This is a genomic window from Roseibium sp. (assembly GCF_965216085.1).
Lineage (GTDB): Bacteria > Pseudomonadota > Alphaproteobacteria > Rhizobiales > Stappiaceae > Roseibium.
Window position 1 is genome coordinate 5,435,425 of record NZ_OZ244138.1, and the last position, 17,670, is coordinate 5,453,094.

At 56.6% G+C, this 17,670-nt stretch carries 13 protein-coding genes; 5 read left to right on the forward strand and 8 right to left on the reverse strand.

Annotation, left to right across the window (positions count from 1 at the left end; translation table 11 throughout):
• Positions 1-5: 5 nt before the first annotated feature.
• From xylB to xylF, 4 genes are all read right to left on the reverse strand, one after another.
• Positions 6-1,457, reverse strand: a complete 1,452-nt coding sequence (gene xylB, locus ACOOFE_RS25420) for a xylulokinase (RefSeq protein ID WP_420412610.1) — start codon at positions 1,455-1,457, stop codon at positions 6-8.
• Between the two features lie 107 nt (positions 1,458-1,564).
• On the reverse strand, positions 1,565-2,353 hold the full coding sequence (locus ACOOFE_RS25425) for an ATP-binding cassette domain-containing protein (RefSeq protein ID WP_141184005.1): 789 nt from the start codon (positions 2,351-2,353) through the stop codon (positions 1,565-1,567).
• Positions 2,354-2,355: 2 nt separating this feature from the next.
• A complete protein-coding gene (locus ACOOFE_RS25430) occupies positions 2,356-3,645 on the reverse strand; it encodes a sugar ABC transporter permease (RefSeq protein WP_420412611.1) in 1,290 nt (429 codons plus the stop codon).
• A gap of 129 nt (positions 3,646-3,774) precedes the next feature.
• A complete protein-coding gene (gene xylF / locus ACOOFE_RS25435) occupies positions 3,775-4,806 on the reverse strand; it encodes a D-xylose ABC transporter substrate-binding protein (protein WP_141184007.1) in 1,032 nt (343 codons plus the stop codon).
• Positions 4,807-5,076: 270 nt separating this feature from the next.
• On the opposite strand from xylF, the gene ACOOFE_RS25440 reads away from it, so the two are divergent.
• Genes ACOOFE_RS25440 through ACOOFE_RS25450 form a run of 3 tightly spaced genes read left to right on the forward strand, consistent with a single transcriptional unit; the run spans position 5,077 to position 9,394 of the window.
• Entirely contained in the window at positions 5,077-6,318 is a 1,242-nt protein-coding gene (locus tag ACOOFE_RS25440; RefSeq protein WP_420412612.1) for an ROK family protein, read from the forward strand.
• Positions 6,315-7,742 (forward strand): di-heme oxidoredictase family protein, encoded by a 1,428-nt coding sequence (locus ACOOFE_RS25445; RefSeq protein WP_420412613.1) that lies wholly within the window; start codon positions 6,315-6,317, stop codon positions 7,740-7,742. The genes ACOOFE_RS25440 and ACOOFE_RS25445 overlap by 4 nt, the downstream gene beginning before the upstream one ends.
• Positions 7,739-9,394, forward strand: coding sequence for a CRTAC1 family protein (locus ACOOFE_RS25450; RefSeq protein ID WP_420412614.1), 1,656 nt, complete (start codon positions 7,739-7,741; stop codon positions 9,392-9,394). Before ACOOFE_RS25445 ends, ACOOFE_RS25450 begins: the two co-directional genes overlap by 4 nt.
• An 11-nt stretch (positions 9,395-9,405) precedes the next feature.
• Here ACOOFE_RS25450 and ACOOFE_RS25455 read toward each other — a convergent pair whose 3' ends face one another.
• Positions 9,406-9,909, reverse strand: a complete 504-nt coding sequence (locus ACOOFE_RS25455; RefSeq protein ID WP_420415637.1) for a GNAT family N-acetyltransferase — start codon at positions 9,907-9,909, stop codon at positions 9,406-9,408.
• A gap of 350 nt (positions 9,910-10,259) precedes the next feature.
• On the opposite strand from ACOOFE_RS25455, the gene ACOOFE_RS25460 reads away from it, so the two are divergent.
• Positions 10,260-11,606 carry an NAD(P)-dependent oxidoreductase gene (locus ACOOFE_RS25460; RefSeq protein ID WP_420412615.1) on the forward strand — a complete coding sequence of 449 codons (1,347 nt, stop codon included), beginning with the start codon at positions 10,260-10,262 and terminating at the stop codon, positions 11,604-11,606.
• Positions 11,607-11,628: 22 nt separating this feature from the next.
• Positions 11,629-12,942, forward strand: coding sequence for an NAD-dependent dihydropyrimidine dehydrogenase subunit PreA (gene preA / locus ACOOFE_RS25465; RefSeq protein ID WP_420412616.1), 1,314 nt, complete (start codon positions 11,629-11,631; stop codon positions 12,940-12,942).
• 61 nt (positions 12,943-13,003) lie between these two features.
• Here the strand turns inward: preA and ACOOFE_RS25470 are convergent, their stop codons facing one another.
• Genes ACOOFE_RS25470 through ACOOFE_RS25480 form a run of 3 tightly spaced genes read right to left on the reverse strand, consistent with a single transcriptional unit; the run spans position 13,004 to position 17,426 of the window.
• Positions 13,004-13,879 carry a dimethyl sulfoxide reductase anchor subunit family protein gene (locus ACOOFE_RS25470; protein ID WP_420412617.1) on the reverse strand — a complete coding sequence of 292 codons (876 nt, stop codon included), beginning with the start codon at positions 13,877-13,879 and terminating at the stop codon, positions 13,004-13,006.
• Entirely contained in the window at positions 13,879-14,625 is a 747-nt protein-coding gene (locus ACOOFE_RS25475; protein ID WP_420412618.1) for a 4Fe-4S dicluster domain-containing protein, read from the reverse strand. The genes ACOOFE_RS25470 and ACOOFE_RS25475 overlap by 1 nt, the downstream gene beginning before the upstream one ends.
• Positions 14,622-17,426, reverse strand: a complete 2,805-nt coding sequence (locus ACOOFE_RS25480) for a molybdopterin oxidoreductase family protein (RefSeq protein WP_420415638.1) — start codon at positions 17,424-17,426, stop codon at positions 14,622-14,624. The genes ACOOFE_RS25475 and ACOOFE_RS25480 overlap by 4 nt, the downstream gene beginning before the upstream one ends.
• Positions 17,427-17,670: the final 244 nt, after the last annotated feature.

Consider the following 17,670-nt stretch of genomic DNA (forward strand, 5'->3'; position numbering starts at 1 on the left):
TCTCCTTAGAAACCGGCTTGCTTGAGCGCCGGATAAAGCTTGCGCCACCGCTGATAAGCATCGGCGTAGGCGGGAATGAGGCTAGGGTTCGGATCAATGGTCGTTTGGAGGGCGGGTTTGGAAAAAATCCCGTCCGTTGACCCAAGCGCCGCCGCCTGCCCCAGCCGGGCGGCACCAAGCGAGGCGCCAAAGTCACCGTCAACCGGCACCTCGATAGATACTTCCAAAAGACTGGCGATGATTTCCAGCCAGATTTGTGAACGAGACCCGCCGCCGACGGCCAGAAGTCGGTCGACTTTGGTTCCCGCGGTGCTTAAGGCAATGAGGCAATCCTTCAAAGCAAAAGCAACACCATCCAAGACCGCATGGGTTAGTTCTGCATCATCTGTCTCATGCGAAATGCCGGCAAAACCGGCGCGGATCGCAACGTCGTTGTGCGGTGTGCGTTCACCGCCAAGATACGGCAAAAACGATACGGTCGAAGGCCCGGATACAGCACCAAGAGCTGCTGTCAGATCACCAGGGGCCGCCTTCAGCCGGCCGGCAAGCCAATTCAGGCTATCGGTCGCCGACAGGATCACCCCCATCTGATGCCAAGTTTTTGGGACAGCATGGCAAAAGGCATGAACAGCGTTGTCTACATTGGGCGAGAACCGGTCATTGGTGACAAAGAGCACCCCCGAAGTGCCCAGGGACACAAAACCGGAACCGGGTTCGACAGCACCAACACCGCAAGCGGATGCCGCATTGTCACCGCCGCCGCCCGCGACAACAGGCGCGGTTTCAAACCCCCAACGGGCACAAAGGTCTGATTTGACCTGACCGGAAACTTCCGACCCCTCAACAAGTTTTGGCATGTTGCCGCGGGTCAAGCCTGTGGCGGCAAGAAGATCATCACTCCAGTCCCGCTTGGCAACATCCAGCCACAGCGTACCGGCGCTGTCGGACATATCGCCAGCATAGATGCCCGTCAGCCGAAAACGCACATAGTCCTTCGGCAGCAAGACCATTTCGGTCCGGGCGAAGACATCTGGTTCATTCTCGCGCACCCACTGCAGTTTTGGTGCTGTAAACCCTGGCATCACCCGATTGCCGCCAAGGCTTAGAAACTTCGGTTCTGCTTTTTCCAGATCCGCACATTGTTGGGCCGACCGGCCATCGTTCCAGAGAATACAGGGACGGAGCGGCTTGTCCGCCGCGTCCAGCAACGTGGCCCCATGCATATGGCCGGAGAGACCGATACCCTTAACGGCAGCAAGCTCCTTGGGCGCCTGTCCTTTGAGACTGTCCAGAACGGTTTCGCAGGCCGTCCACCAACTGTCCGGATCTTGTTCAGACCAGCCAGGATGCGGGCGTTCCACCGTCAGATCCGCAGCCGCAGAAGCAATCAATGCCTGATTTTCATCCAATAGGATCGCTTTGACCGAGCTGGTGCCGATATCAAGGCCAATGTACATGAGGTGCGTTCCTCATTTGAGTTCAAAAGAATGTGCCAGCGGTGAGCTGGCACGCATTTTTTTAGCCCCGGCCGGAGGCGGTTCACGCTCCGGCCGAAGCTCAATACTTAAGCGGCAGCAATCTCCGGATTGATCGCACCCGGCCCCGGGATGGCGCCCGGAGGGCATTTGCCGAGAATAATCATGCCAAGCAGATCATCTTCGCTGACCTTGTCGACCTCTACGATACCGACAACTTGGCCGTTTTTCATAACGGCCGCCCGGTCGCACATGGCTTTCACTTGGTGAATGTCATGGTCGATCAGGAAGATGCCGAGGCCCTGTTTTTTGAGCTCCTGGATCAGGTCAGTCACCATCTGGGTTTCATGAACGCCGAGGGCTGCTGTCGGCTCATCCATGATCAGGATCCGGGCATTGAAGTAAACCGCTCTGGCGATCGCCACCGATTGGCGCTGGCCACCCGACAGAGCCTTTACTGGCGCCTTGAACTTTTTAAAGTTCGGATTGAGCCGGCCCATGATCTTCCGGGTTTCCGCTTCCATGGCGTCGTCGTCGACAAACCCGAGCGGGGTAGTCAATTCCCGGCCAAGGAACAGGTTCGAGGCTGCATCGAGATTGTCCGCCAGAGCGAGCGTCTGGTAGATCGTCTCGATATTGAGCGCGCGGGCATCGCGCGGCGAATGGATGTTGACGGTTTTGCCGTCGATCCGGATTTCACCGCTGTCCGCTTTGTAAGCGCCGGAGAGGATTTTGATCAACGTCGACTTTCCGGCGCCGTTGTGGCCAAGCAAACCGACCACTTCGCCTGGAAACAGGTCCACCGTGGCGTGATCGACAGCATGCACCCCGCCGAAGGAAATGCAAATGTCGTTGAGTTCAACGAGAGGCGTTGTCATGTTCAGTCTCCCGTACGTTTGCGGTAGATGATGTCAACCAGGACGGCGAGTACAAGTACAACGCCAACCACGATGTTTTGCAGCGGCGCATCAACGCCGACCATGGCCATGCCCGATTGTAAGGATTGCATGATAAGTGCCCCGAGGATCGCGCCATAAATGGTGCCGACACCGCCGGCAAGTGCGGTGCCACCAATCACGGCGGCGGCGATTACTCTAAGCTCATCGAGTGTGCCGATGTCATTGGTTGAAAAACCAAGACGGGCCGAGGCCACGGCCGCAGCGAGCGCGCATAGGCCGCCCATGATGGCGAACACCTTCACGGTCAGAAACCGAGTGTTGATGCCGGATAGTTCTGCAGCGTCCGGATTGCCGCCGGTGGCGAAGATGTACCGTCCCAGCCGGGTCCGTTGTGCAACGACAGTCATGATGACGGCAATCACAATCAAGAGCAGGACTGAATAGGGAATGCCATAGCCCATGGTCAGACCTTCCGGCAGAGTTTCTCCGGAGGCTTCGAAAATCCGTTTTAAGCGGGCTTTCGGAATGTCGTAGGCGTTCAGGATCGCAACAAAGCCAAGAATGGAAACCGTTGTGATACCGGCCATAACAACCTCGGCCCACATCGGCTTCACCGGGAAGCCGTGCGCGGATTTCCTCCGGCGCGAGGCAACTTGCAGCCAAAGCACTGCGCCAACGGCGAGGACGCCGAGGATCCACGACCCGGTTTCACCCATAGTACCGCCGATGCCACCAATCATGGTGAAGGTTTCATCGAGCGGACCAATTGTCTGGCCGCTGGTGATGAACCAGGCGACATTGCGCCAAACCAGCAGTCCACCAAGGGTGACAATAAAGGCCGGGATTCCTAGATACCCGATCATCCAGCCCTGGAAGGCACCGATGATACATCCAACCACAACACCAGACAGGATCGCGAGAACCCAGATCCCCGAGTGACCAAGGCCCATGAATTGGGGCAGAACATCCGTCTGTATCACTGCCATAACAGCTGCCACGGTCGCCAGAAGCGAACCCACAGACAGATCGATATGGCGGGTGACGATGACGAAGACCATGCCGGTTGCCATGATGGCCACGGAGACGGTTTGGATCGTAAGATTGAAGATGTTGCGCGGGGTCAGAAACCGGCCATCAGTGAACACATTGAAGACCAAACACAGGACGATGAACGCCCCGATCATGCCCAGAAGGCGGGTGTCGAGTTGCAACGCGGTAAAGAAGTTTCGTGCTGCCGGGCTTTTTGAGCCGGACAGTGCCGTATCGGACATTGAGGTTACTCCTGCTTGGAGACCATTTGCTTTTACGAGCCGGGTGGCCTGCCCCCGGGGATTCAGCCGTTCCGGCGTCCCTGTCGGGCGGCCCGGAAAAGGTCCCGGGCCGCGCGTTTTTGAAGGTGTTTAGTTACAAGGAGCTGGGCCGTTTTCGACGCCCTGGCAGAGATCTTCCTTGGAAATCCAGCCCGCATCCACGACAGCCGTCAGGTTGTCTTGCGTAACCGGAAGCGGTGCCAGGAACTTTGCGGTTAGCTCTGTGCCACCTGGAGAGGTCCAGGCGTTTGCACCGTCCACGGAGGACATGTCACCGCCTTTGGCGAGCGCAACAGCGATTTCACCAGCTGCTTTGCCGAGATCGCGGGCGTCTTTCCAGACGGATACGGTCTGGGTGCCACGGGCAACGCGGTTCAACGCGGCATGATCACCGTCCTGACCGGACACAGGTGTTCCTTCCATGCCCTGGGCCGTTAGAGCGGCAACAACACCACCGGCGGTGCCGTCGTTGGAGGCCACAACAGCATCAACCTTGTTGTCGTTCGCGGTCAGGATCTGTTCCATGTTGCGCTGAGCGTTCGCTGGCAACCAGCCATCGGTGTAGGCTTCACCTACAATCTTGATATCACCGCCATCAATTGCAGCCTGCAGGATTTCCTGCTGACCGCCACGCAGGAAGTCCGCGTTCGGATCCGTTGGGGACCCTTTGATCATGACATAGTTGCCCTTCGGCTGAGCAGCCAGAACAGCGCGTGCCTGCATGCGGCCAACTTCGACGTTGTCAAAAGTCAGATAAAACGCACGATTGTCGTCGATCAAACGGTCGTAACCGACAACTGGGATGCCTTCGTCGGCAGCTGCCTGAACAGCCGGACCGATCGCTTGAGCGTCTTGAGCCAGGATGATCAGTGCGTTGGCACCCTGTGCAATCAAGGCTTCAACATCTGACAGCTGTTTTGCAGAAGAGCTTTGCGCATCGGCGGAGATGTAGGAAGCGCCCGCGGCCTCCAGAGCGCCCTTGATTGCAGCCTCATCGGTTTTCCAGCGCTCTTCCTGGAAGTTTGACCAGCTGACGCCAACAACAATGTCAGCAGCATTGGCCGCGGTCAAAGCGGTCGCGGACATAAGGGCGCCCGCCAGCAGAGTGGTGAACTTGCGCATCGTGTTACTTCCTCCCGTTGGCGAAGCCTGAGTGTCCTCAGCTCCGCCTGAAAATACAATTTTGTCTGGACCGGAACGTTTCCAGCCGTAGATGGGTAAGCCTTGTTGTTATTTTTTTTGGACCCCGAAAAAAAGTTGCTCTAAAGCGCGGCTCCTGTCAACATGGTTTTGTAAAACTTTCCGTGCGAAGAGGGGACTTCGGACGTAAAAGACAATAAAAGCCCGGAAAACGCGGCGTAAATATACAATTTGGGAGCGAGCGCTAGCAACATGACACGCAAAGCGGACAGGGATCAGATCCGGCGGCAGAACAGAAGTATTGTTCTTCAGGCCCTTCGCCGAAACGGCCCGACAGCCCGGATTGACTTGGGCAAAATCACCCGGCTCAGCCCGGCGACAGTGACGGCGATCACGTCTGATCTTCTGGATCAGAAACTGGTCGTAAGCGTTGAAAGCGAGGAGCCGAAATCGCATCAGTCCAGAGGGCGGCCGCGGACGCTTTTGCGGCTCAACCCAGGTGCGGCTTATACCGTGTGCATCCGTTTGTCGGTAAATACGATCGACCTGTCTCTGGTCGACTTTGCCGGCACAATCACCGCAAATCGCAGAACCAGTTTCGACAGCGCTTCGGCGGACACAAACACTTTTCCCCCGGCCTTGATTTCAGCCATTCAGGACTTTTTGACAGATGCAGGTGTCCGCATTGATCAACTGCAAGAGATCGGTGTTGCAGCACAGGGTGTGGTTGAAACGGAAACGGGGCTGGTTGCCTGGAGCCCAGCCTTCTCGGGCCGGAAAGTACCTATCATTGCTCCGCTTGAGCAAGCTTTTGGCGCTGACTGCTATATCTCCAATGATACCAACATGATCACCGAAGCTCTGCATTGGTCTGATCCGGAGCGTTACAGCGGCACATTCGCCGTTGTCATGCTCGATTATGGTGTTGGCATGGGGCTTTATCTCGACAATCACCTGTTTTCCGGCGCCAGTGGAACTGCAGCGGAGTTCGGTCACGCCAATCATATCCCCGGCGGGGCCTTGTGCCGGTGCGGCAAAGAGGGCTGCCTTGAAGCCTATTTGTCCGACTATGCACTGGTGCGTTCGGCGTCACAGCTTCCCGAAAACACCGACCCGGCAACCATTGAAGCCGGGGTTTCCGGATTAAAGAAACTGATCGAGCGTGCAGATGTCGGTGACGAAAATGCACGTAAGGCCTTTCATCAGGCCGGGCGTGTGCTCGGCTATGGCCTAGCCCGTGTGATTGCGCTCATCGACCCGAAGCGCATTGTTCTGACCGGTGCTGCCATGCGCGCCTACACCTTCATGGAAAAGGGGGTTTGGGAAGGGCTTAAAGACGCACTCGTGGAAGATCTGCGCAACAATTTCACGCTCGATGTCATGCCCTGGAATGAAGATTTTATCCGCACCGGCCTTGTTGCCCAGTCTATGGAAAGACTGGATAAAGACTTTTTGGGAGTACAAGTCAAAGCACCAAGGCAGGAAGCTTCATGATCCTGTCTTCTGCACTCAAACCAGGTTTCAGCGTTGCTGTTTTGCTCGCAGCGACATCTGCATTTGCCAATGAAAATCTGGCGCCGTGGACAGAACGGACCATCATAAAAGACGTTGACCTTCAAGCCTTGGCGGCTTCGGGCGATGATCCAATTGAGGTTCTTCAACCATTCGGAGAAACTCTCTTTGAAGCAAAATTCACCAGTTTGGATGGTGCGGGCCGCCCGGACGCGACCGGTGCAATCGTGCCAACCAAGGTGCGCCGGCGATCCCACCTCTCTTTCCAGCGTTTAGCGGGCCCCGACGCCAATGCCTGCGCGTCTTGCCACAATGAACCGGTCATGGGCGGCGCTGGGTCTTTTACGACCAATGTGTTTGTCTCCGAAGGTTTCGAGAGCGCAGATTTCGATACCATTGACCCGCAGTTTTCCAATGAACGCAATACCAATGCCATCCAAGGCGCCGGTCTGATTGAACTGCTTGCCCGGGAAATGACCACGGATTTACGCGGTCAGCGCAGCGCGGTCCTGAAAGACGCCCGGGCCAGCGGCAAACCGGCAACAACCGGCCTTGAAACAAAGGGGATCTCCTTCGGAAGCTTGACCGCGCATCCGGATGGAACCCTGGATGTTTCTGAACTGGATGGCATTGATGACGATTTGACCCTGCGCCCATTCGGGCAAAAGGGTGTTTTTGCATCGCTCAGACAGTTCACCGTGAATGCGATGAACGATCATCACGGCATTCAGGCCAATGAACGCTTCGGCACCCGTTGGACCGGCACTGACGATTTTGATGCCGATGGATTTTCCCGTGAATTCAGTGATGGTCAGATTTCGGCACTGGTTACCTGGCAAGCCACCTTGCCGGCTCCGGGACGCAAGACTGATCTGCCGGAAGTCTGGGAAAAAGCGGCAGCGCGCGGCGAACTCATTTTCGACGAGATCGGGTGTACCTCCTGCCATGTTCCGGCTCTTCCGCTCGACAGTCTTATCTTCCAAGACCCTGGCCCATTTGATACCGCGGGCACCCTGCGCCAGAGCGATGTCGACCGACCCTTGGCCCTCGATTTGGCAACACTGGAATGGGCCAAAACTCTGCCACGCGATGACAAAGGGCGTGTGCTGGTACCGCTCTTTGGCGATTTGAAACGGCACAAAATAGCCGACGCAGCCAACGACACACTCGGAAACGAGCTCCTAGCCCAACGTTTCGTGGCTCGGGACGTGTTCATCACCGCAGAGCTTTGGGGCATCGGCAGCACGGCGCCCTATGGGCATCGTGGCGACCTGACAACGTTAGATGAAGTCATTCTGGCACATGGTGGCGAAGCAACTGACAGCCGCAAAGCCTATTCCGGCTTGGATGAATTGGGCCGCCAATCGATCATCGCTTTCCTGCGCAGCCTGGAGATCACCGAATGAGTTTTCGCAAGATTTCCTGCTATGTCGCGCTCTTCACTACGGTAGCTATCGCACCCGCTATCGCTAACGGGGAAAAATCTCTTGCTCCGGTTCCGAGTTTCAATGAAGAAGCTTCTACAGCCGGAATCCAACACACTTATGATGGTGCCTGGGAGTATTTCGTTGGCGGTGGAATTGCCATCTTCGACTGCAATGGCGACCGGCGGCCGGACATGTTTTTGGCCGGTGGGAAAAACCCAGCCCAACTCTACCGGAACCAAAGCCTTGCCGGCGGGGTCCTGAACTTTGAGGCCATTTCTCAATACGGACTGAGCGAAAAACAGAGTGCCAAAGTCCTTGGTGCCTATCCGATCGACTTCGACAACGATGATGTCTTGGATCTTGTTCTTTTAAGGCTGGGCGAAAACCTGCTTTTGAAAGGCAAAGGCGATTGCACCTTCGACGTTGCCAACCGGGCGCTAAGCTTTGACGGCGGCCGGGAGTGGACCACAGCGTTTTCCGCGACCTATGAGGAAGGGTTAGACTTTCCGACGCTCGCCTTCGGCAACTACGTCGACAGATCTGCGCCCGGCTCGCCCTGGGGCACCTGCCACGACAATTTCCTGTTCCGGCCGGAAACAACAGCGGAAGGATCGGTCAGCTATCCGGAAGCGGCCCGTTTGTCTCCGGGATATTGCAGTCTGTCGATCCTATTTACTGATTGGAACCGCTCCGGCGAAGCCTCCTTACGCATCTCCAACGACCGGCATTATTATCGCGGCGGCCAGGAACAGCTCTGGGCCATTCCAAAGGGACGGCCACCCCGTCCCTACCGCAAAACGGATGGCTGGCAGCACCTTAAAATCTGGGGCATGGGCATCGCGTCGATCGATCTCAACGTTGACGGCTTTCCCGAATATGCGCTTACAAGCATGGGCGACACCAAGCTGCAGAAACTCGATGACGAGGCCGATGAAACAGTCCCGGTTTATCAGGATATCGCCTTTGATCTGGGTGTTACCGCACACCGGCCCTACACAGGCGATGATCTCAAACCCTCAACCGGCTGGCATTCAGAATTTCAAGACGTCAACAACGATGGGCTTTGGGATCTCTTCATTGCCAAGGGCAATGTGGAGGCCATGCCGGATTTTGCGGCATATGACCCGGACAATCTGTTGCTCGGCCAATGGACGGGCAGATTTACTGAGACGGGCAAGGACGCCGGGATTGCGCTGGACCGGCGCGGCCGGGGTGCGGGATTGGCCGATTTCAACTCAGACGGATTGCTTGATTTGGTCGTCGTCAACCGGGCAGCCCCCGTCAGCCTCTTCCGCAATATCGGCGATGGCACTGCGGATAAACCGCGGCCGCTCGGCAACTGGCTGGCGATTGATGTCCGCCAGCCCGGCAAACCCAACCGCCGCGCGGTTGGCGCAAAAATCAGCGTCAAAACCGGCAACCGGACCGTGGTCAAGGATATTCAGATAGGCGCCGGACACGCGTCCGGGCAGCTAGGCTTTGTGCACTTCGGTCTCGGTGTCGTCGAGCGCGCGAACGTGCGTATCAAATGGCCCGATGGCGACTGGAGCCACGGGTATCGGGTTTTTGCCAACTCTCACGTCATTATCGATCGGGGCGCTGAAAAAGCACGTTTCTGGTATCCGGAGTAAACCAAGAACAACTAAAATTGCTCCGGATTGTGCCGCCGATAAAGGAGGCGATCCATGTGGTCAACGTAGCGCTCTGGCTGAAACCCGACTTTCTGAAGCAGCCTGTTGGACCCTTTATTGTCCGGATGAGCAAAGGCGGACACCATTGGTAAGTGGATGGCGGTGTCAGCGACCGCAAGCGCTGCTGACGACAGCTCGGCACCATACCCTTGGCCCCAAGCTTTGGGATGAAAGAAAAATGCCAACTCCGGTCCCCAACCCGGATCGAACGGATCATCATACAAACCGCCCCACCCAATGATCTGCGGATGTCCCTTGAGTCGGACTGTCCATGGAGCAAACCCGTCCCGCCGGCGCCGCCACTCATGGATGGCAATCCGGCGCCGGCACGCCGCCAGGTTCTTATCCTTTTGCGTGTAGCGCATTGCCACTGGATCGCCCAAAAACGCAAAAAGTTCTTGCACCTCGGTCAGTCTCGGCCTTGCGAGCCGTAATCGTTCTGTTTCGATATCCATGCTCAATGACGTCAACCTCCCACCAAAAACGCGTTCCTCAACTTTCTGAAATCTTGTTTGTCAAAGTTAGAAAATTGCGGCCGACTTGGAAGGCAAGTTCAAATCTTTCCAATCCATTGCACTCTTTTTCGCATCAAATTGTCTGGTGATGCAAATTTAATCACGCTCAAAATATAAACTAACCCACTGATGTTTAAGCAATATAATTGCTGAATATTGCACTCCAGTTTTTAATCGTTCTAAAAATATTTGACTAATTGTTCAAATTTTTGCCCAATACCCCGACGAGCGACCTCAAAAAACGAAGGACGCCGTCCCTAAAATCGATCGCCAACCTTCCGGAGATCCCAATGACCCAGACCAAAGCCAGCCCGGATATTGCCGCCGGGCGCTTGCCTCAGGAAGCATATGCTGACAACTTCAGCGATCTGCATCCGCTGCTGGAACCGCACGAGGCACAGGTCGAGGCAGACCGGTGCTACTTCTGTTACGACGCACCTTGCATGCAAGCGTGCCCGACCAGCATCGATATCCCGCAATTCATCCGCCAGATCTCAACTGGCAACCCGACCGGATCTGCGAAGACCATCTTCGATCAGAACATTCTCGGCGGCATGTGCGCCCGCGTCTGCCCGACCGAAACTCTGTGCGAGCAAGTGTGTGTCCGCGAAACCGCCGAGGGCAAACCCGTCCAGATCGGACAGCTGCAGCGTTACGCCACTGACCACTACATGGCAGAAAACGACACGACACCGTTCACCCGCGGTGCTCCGACCGGCAAAAAGATTGCCGTTGTTGGTGCTGGCCCTGCGGGTCTTGCCTGTGCCCACCGCTTGTCGGTTCACGGCCATGACGTCACGCTGTTTGACGCCAAGGAAAAAGCCGGCGGCCTGAACGAATACGGCATCGCGTCCTATAAGTCGGTCGATAATTTCGCCGCACGCGAAGTTGAATTTGTTCTGTCCATCGGCGGCATTGAATTGAAGTCCGGCCAGCGGCTCGGAGACAATCTCGATCTTGCCGAACTTCGCGCCTCCTACGACGCAGTATTTCTTTCCATCGGCCTTGGCGGCGTCAACGCCCTGGGCCTAGAGAATGAAGACAAGAGCGGTTCGATCGACGCTGTCGATTACATCGCTGATCTGCGCCAGGCCGATGACCTGTCCAAACTTGCTGTGGGGCGGAATGTCGTCGTTATCGGCGGCGGCATGACGGCGGTTGATATCGCGGTTCAAACCAAACTGCTTGGTGCAGAAGACGTCACCATAGCTTACCGGCGCGGCCAGGACCGCATGAATGCGTCTGACTTTGAGCAGCAACTGGCTCAAACCAACGGTGTCAAGATCCTGACCTGGGCACAGCCCAAGTCACTGGTTGCCGAAAACGGGTCAATTTCAGCGATTGAACTGGAACGGACAGAAGATCAAAATGGGTCTCTGACGGGAACCGGCGAAGTCATCACACTGCCCGCCGACATGGTGTTCAAGGCTGTTGGCCAGACATTGGTTCAGACCGATCTCGGCGGCGCATTGACCCTCGAAAAGGGCCGCATTGTGGTCGACGCGGATCGCAAGACAAGCCTCGACGATGTGTGGGCTGGTGGCGACTGTGTTGCCGGCGGCGAAGATCTGACGGTCGCAGCCGTTGAAGACGGCAAGGTTGCCGCTGAAGCCATCAACGCCGCGCTGAGCGCCTGAGAAGTCAGAGGGAGACAGAAAAATGGCTGATCTGACGACAAATTTTATCGGCATCAAATCGCCGAACCCGTTCTGGCTGGCGTCCGCGCCGCCAACTGACAAGGAATACAACGTTGTTCGCGCCTTCAAGGCGGGCTGGGGCGGCGTTGTCTGGAAAACGCTTGGCGATGGCGACCCGGTCGTCAACGTCAATGGTCCGCGCTATGGTGCGATCCACGGCAAGGACCGCCAACTGCTCGGGCTCAACAACATCGAGCTGATCACCGACCGCCCGCTAGAGGTAAACCTGCGCGAAATCAAGCAAGTCAAACGCGACTGGCCGGACCGGGCCCTGGTTGTCTCCTTGATGGTTCCGTGTGAAGAACAGAACTGGATCGACATCCTCAAGGCGGTTGAAGATACAGAAGCTGATGGCGTGGAACTCAACTTCGGTTGCCCGCACGGTATGAGCGAGCGCGGCATGGGTTCTGCGGTCGGCCAGGTGCCGGAATACATTGAGATGGTGACCCGCTGGGTGAAAAAACACTCACGCATGCCTTGTATCGTCAAGCTGACACCGAACATCACCGACATCCGCAAACCGGCTCAGGCCGCCAAAGCGGGTGGTGCCGACGCGGTTTCCCTGATCAATACGATCAACTCTATCGTCAGTGTGGATCTCGACGAAATGTCACCGGCTCCAATGGTCGACGGCAAAGGCGCCCATGGCGGTTATTGCGGTCCGGCGGTGAAGCCGATTGCCCTCAACATGGTGGCGGAAATTGCTCGCGATCCGGAAACCCATGGTCTGCCGATCTCCGGTATCGGCGGGGTGACCACCTGGCGCGATGCGGCCGAGTTCATGGCACTTGGCGCCGGCTCCGTTCAGGTCTGTACCGCAGCCATGACCTATGGCTTCAAGGTGGTTGAAGACATGATCGAAGGCCTCAGCGACTGGATGGACCAGAAAGACTACACCTCGGTCGATCAGATCGTTGGCAAGGCTGTGCCAAATGCATCTGACTGGCAGCATCTGAACCTGAACTACATCGCCAAGGCGAAGATCAATCAGGATCTGTGCATCGAATGCGGCCGTTGCCACATTGCGTGTGAAGACACCTCGCACCAGGCGATCACCAACATGGTCGATGGCGTGCGCAAGTTCGAGGTGATCGACGAGGAATGCGTTGGCTGTAACCTTTGCGTCAACGTCTGCCCGGTCGAAAACTGCATCACCATGGAGCAGATGGCACCTGGAACAGTCGATCCGCGCACCAAAAAGGTTGTCGAAGACAAATACGCCAACTGGACGACCCATCCGAACAATCCGATGGCCGTCACGGAAGCAGCTGAATAAGTCTGACTGCTAAGAACCGAAAACAAACGCAGGCAAGGCACTCCTTGCCTGCGTTTTTTGTTTACCGCTTGCCGTAGTAAAGCCCGACAACATGCTCCGCCTCGGCAAAGAACAGCCAGCGCGACGCAAACGTTCCGATCAGGAAAGTGATTCCTGCAACGGCGACAACCGGCAGGCTGGCCGGCAAGAAAGCGATCAGCAGGATCGGCAGGACGCAGTTCAGCACAAAGGCAATAACCCGGAGTTTTTGCGCATGCTTGCGGCCGACGGTGAACACCATCTCTTTCAAGAGATAGTTGGTTCCGGTGTGTGGTGCTTCAAACAGCCGAACCGTGCCCCGATCCCCAAGCCCGGTCGCAGTCTCCATGGTATGGCCGCGTTCGGCAAAGCGCCGGTCACCAAAAATCCAGTAGAGGCTCTGAACCAGCCCAGCAACCCCGAGAAGCAAAACGGCGCCTCGGCCCTGCCCCGCAAGGATCGCGCCGCCAGCCAGCGACAATGACAAAAGATGCAAGGGTGTCAGCCAGTGGTTCCAACGTGGCACGGTGGCCAGCTGCGCGTAGATCATCGCGGTGGCATATACGGTCGCAAGGCAGAGCAAAGCACCGATCACGCCAATTGGCGCAAGGGTTATGTCGAAGAAAACCGCCGCAAAGGCGTGGATCCCCATGAAGACAAGCGCAAGCACAGAAAGCCAGGCCTCGCGCGACAGCCAGCTCGACCGCCACTGGGTAAAAGCCAGAAGACTGCGTTGCGGATTGCCGAGGTGGAAGGTTGCGGACAGCAAACCGCCGACGGTGGCCACAAAGCCAATGAGGTAAGCAAAAAAAGCGCCCCAACCGGTCACAGCTGGAAGACCAAGGCCAAGCCAGAACAAAAACCCGAAGCCGAGCCCAGATAGAACGGTAAAGATGATCACTGAGGGAGCTGGATGCATCAGATCGCCTCCAGGGCTTTGTCGAGCCACCGTAAAAAACCTGTCGGCGTTTCAGCAACCGGCTGCATGTCTTCAGGTCTTCCCGAATGTTCCATAAGCGTGTCTTTTGGGCGGGGTGGCAGATATTTGTTCACTGGTTTTGTGCCCTGCTCCGGCATTAGATCCATGCCGCCGCGCTCGGTCACCAATCGGGATACGTCGCTGTCCGGATCCCCGAGATCGCCAAAATGCCGGGCGCCCGCTGGGCAGGTTCTGACGCAGGCCGGGACCCGATCGACTTCCGGCAGATTTTCATTGTAGATCCGGTCGACACAAAGCGTGCATTTTTTCATCACGCCTTCGGCCTGATCGAGCTCCCGGGCCCCATAAGGACACGACCAGGCACACAACCCGCAGCCGATGCAAGCGTCTTCATTGACGAGCACAATGCCGTCTTCCCGGCGCTTGTAGCTTGCGCCCGTCGGGCAGACGGTGACGCAAGGTGCATCATCACAATGCAAGCAGGATTTCGGGAAATGAATTGTCTGGGCTGGACCTTTGTCTGGCTGGACTTCGAAGGAATGTATCCGGTTCAAAAAGGACCCGGCCGGGTCCTTACCGTATGCATCCATGTCGCTCAGCGGAGCACCATAATTCTCCGTGTTCCAGCCTTTACAGGCCGTCACACAGGCATGACAGCCGACACATGTATCGAGGTCGATGACAAGGCCGAGTTTCTTGTCTGTTGTTTCCGGCAACTGGGTCATGTGCGCACCTTCTGCCGAACGTTGTCAGGGCCACGCCCAACCGGGGACTTGATGGGATCAAAAACAGGTTGGCTTTCCATCGGGGCTTCGGATCGTTCGATCCTTACCCGCAGATCGAACCAGGCAGCCTGACCGGTAATGGGGTCAGAGTTTGACCACCTCAGTCCATCCCCCTTGGCAGGAAGCAATTCATGGATGAGATGATTGAGCAGAAACCCCTTGTTGGCTTCCGGAGCCGATGGATCCAAAGCCCATGCCCCTTTGCGCTTGCCGATCGCGTTCCAGGTCCAAACGGTATTTTCATTCAGCGCAGCCATATGCGCCACCGGCACGACGATCTCCCCATGCGGAGAGGTCACCTTGGCCCAATCGCCGTCTGAAAAGCCATTTTCTTCCCAGATCCGGGTTGGGACATAGAGCGGATTGCGGCCGTGGATCTGGCGCAACCAGGCATTCTGACTGCCCCAGGAGTGATACATCGCCATCGGACGCTGAGTGAGGGCATGGACCGGATAGGCATCGGTGTCTGCCGATTTGTCACCTAATGGGGGATACCAAATCGGCAGAGGATCAAAAGAGTCCCGCACCTGTTCGCGTAAATGATCCGGCGGTTGGCGGTCACCATGACCTTCTGCTGCAAGTTGGAAACGGCGCATCGGCTCTGAATAGATCTCAAAAAGATAGGGCTGGGGCTTATCGAACAAGCCAAGCTTCACCGCCCAATCCTGATAGGCTGTATTCCAAGGTTTGTAAAAAGCCCCTTCTTCAGGGACGTGCTCGACAAAGAAGCTGCCGTTTTCGATGTAGCGATCCAACTGATTGGGATTGACGTCGCCACGGCCAACTTGATCGCCATTGCCTCGAAAACCCGCCAGAGGGCCAATGCCCGGGCGGCGCTCGTGATTGACGATGTAATCGGCATAGTCGGCATATCTGGCGCTACCGTCTTCATTAACAAACCCGGGCAAGCCAAGCCGGACACCAAGGTCCACCAGGACCGACTGAAACCCTCGCACATCCCGGTCAGGCTCGATCACTGGCCAGCGGATTGCATCGGCGGCGGCATCGGCTTCACAGATCGGCCGGTCGAGCAAGCTGATACAATCGTGCCGCTCCAGATAGGTGGTATCAGGCAGAATCAGATCCGCATAAGCGACCATCTCCGATGAATAGGCATCGGAATAGATGATCCGCGGGATCACATAGTCGCCGGCGTCATCCTTGTCCGTCAGCATCTCCATGACGCCGCGCGTGTTCATGGACGAGTTCCACGACATGTTCGCCATATAAAGGAACAGCGTGTCGATCTTATAAGGATCGCCCGCGTGGGCGTTGGAAATCACCATGTGCATCAGGCCATGGGCCGACATGGGGTTGTCCCAGGAAAACGCCTTGTCGATCCGGGCCGGCGTGCCGTCATCCTTCAACGCCAGATCTTCTGGTCCGCGAACAAACCCCAAATGAGGACCATCCAACGGACAATCGGGTTTCGCCTTGCAATGGGGCGTTGGATGGGCGGTCACCGGTTTGGGGTAAGGCGGTTTAAAGCGGAAACCGCCAGGAACCTCGACAGTGCCAAGGAGGATCTGAAGGACATGAAGAGCCCGGCAGGTTTGGAACCCGTTGGAATGAGCTGACACGCCGCGCATTGCGTGGAAACTGACCGGCCGACCCGGCATGGTCTGATGGGTTTCGCCCCGGAAATCCGTCCAGGGCTGGTCGATCTCGAACGCTTCTTCAAAGGCCACTCTCGCCAGTTCTGCGGCGACCGCCCGGATCTTTTTGGCAGGCACCCCGCAGGTTTCGGCAACCGTTTCCGGAGCATAAGCATCATCCAAATACCGCTCTGCCAATACTTGGAACACGGTCCTATGGGTGTTCCCATCCATCTCGTATTTGGCGGAGAGATCCGGCCGCACACCTTTCTGGTCAAATGGCGCCGGTTTTTCGGTCTTACGATCGATGACAAGCGGTTTGCCATCATCGTTTTTGAGCAGCATTCCGTGGTCGTCAGAACCGGGATTGTTGATCACCAAACAGGGGGCATTTGTGAACTGGGCCAGATAGGAAAGATCGATATGTCCAGTTCTTAAAAGCACATGGCAGAGGGACAAAATGAACAAGCCATCGGTGCCCGGAGTGATTCCGACCCACTCGTCTGCAATGGCGTTGTAACCGGACCGGACAGGGTTCACTCCGATGACTTTACCGCCTCGAGCCTTCAGTTTTCCGAGGCCCATTTTGATTGGATTGGAGTCGTGATCCTCGGCCACGCCGAACAGCATGAAGAGTTTTGTCCGGTCCCAGTCGGGTTGGCCAAACTCCCAGAACGCCCCCCCGATTGTGTAGATGCCGCCCGCGGCCATATTCACCGAGCAAAAGCCGCCATGGGCAGCATAATTGGGAGTGCCAAAGTTCTGTGCCCAAAAGCTGGTAAAGCTCTGAGACTGGTCCCGGCCAGTGAAAAACGCCAACTTGTCCGGCGCGTCCTTACGGATCGGCTCAAGCCAGGAAACGGCTGTTTTCAGCGCTTCTTCCCAGCTGATTTCTTCAAATTCGCCCGAACCGCGCGGCCCCGTTCGTTTGAGTGGTTTTCTCAGCCGAGACGGCGCGGTCACCTGCATGATCCCCGATGCGCCCTTGGCGCACAGAACGCCTTTGTTGACCGGATGATCCCGGTTGCCCTCAATGTAAGCGACCTTGCCGTCTTTGAGATGGACATTAATCCCGCACCGGCAGGCACACATGTAACAGGTGGTTTTTCGGATTTCGTCCGAGACAGCCGGAGACGTATCCACCATCGGTTGACTTTGACTGCGCACTTCCCCTCCCAAGACGCACGTATAGAAAATCATCCTGCCAAACATCTCTGCCGAGAAATCTGAGTTCTTTTTCAGCAAAGTTGCGAGCAAGGTGTTTTATCTGACAGTCGGAAACTGGATTTCGTCAAGAGGGACCGACCGAGAAACTTCGGGACCAAACTCCGGTCCCGATTTTCAAATCCCGGCAGCTGAGTATAGGTAAACACGCCTAGGCAAGACTGAA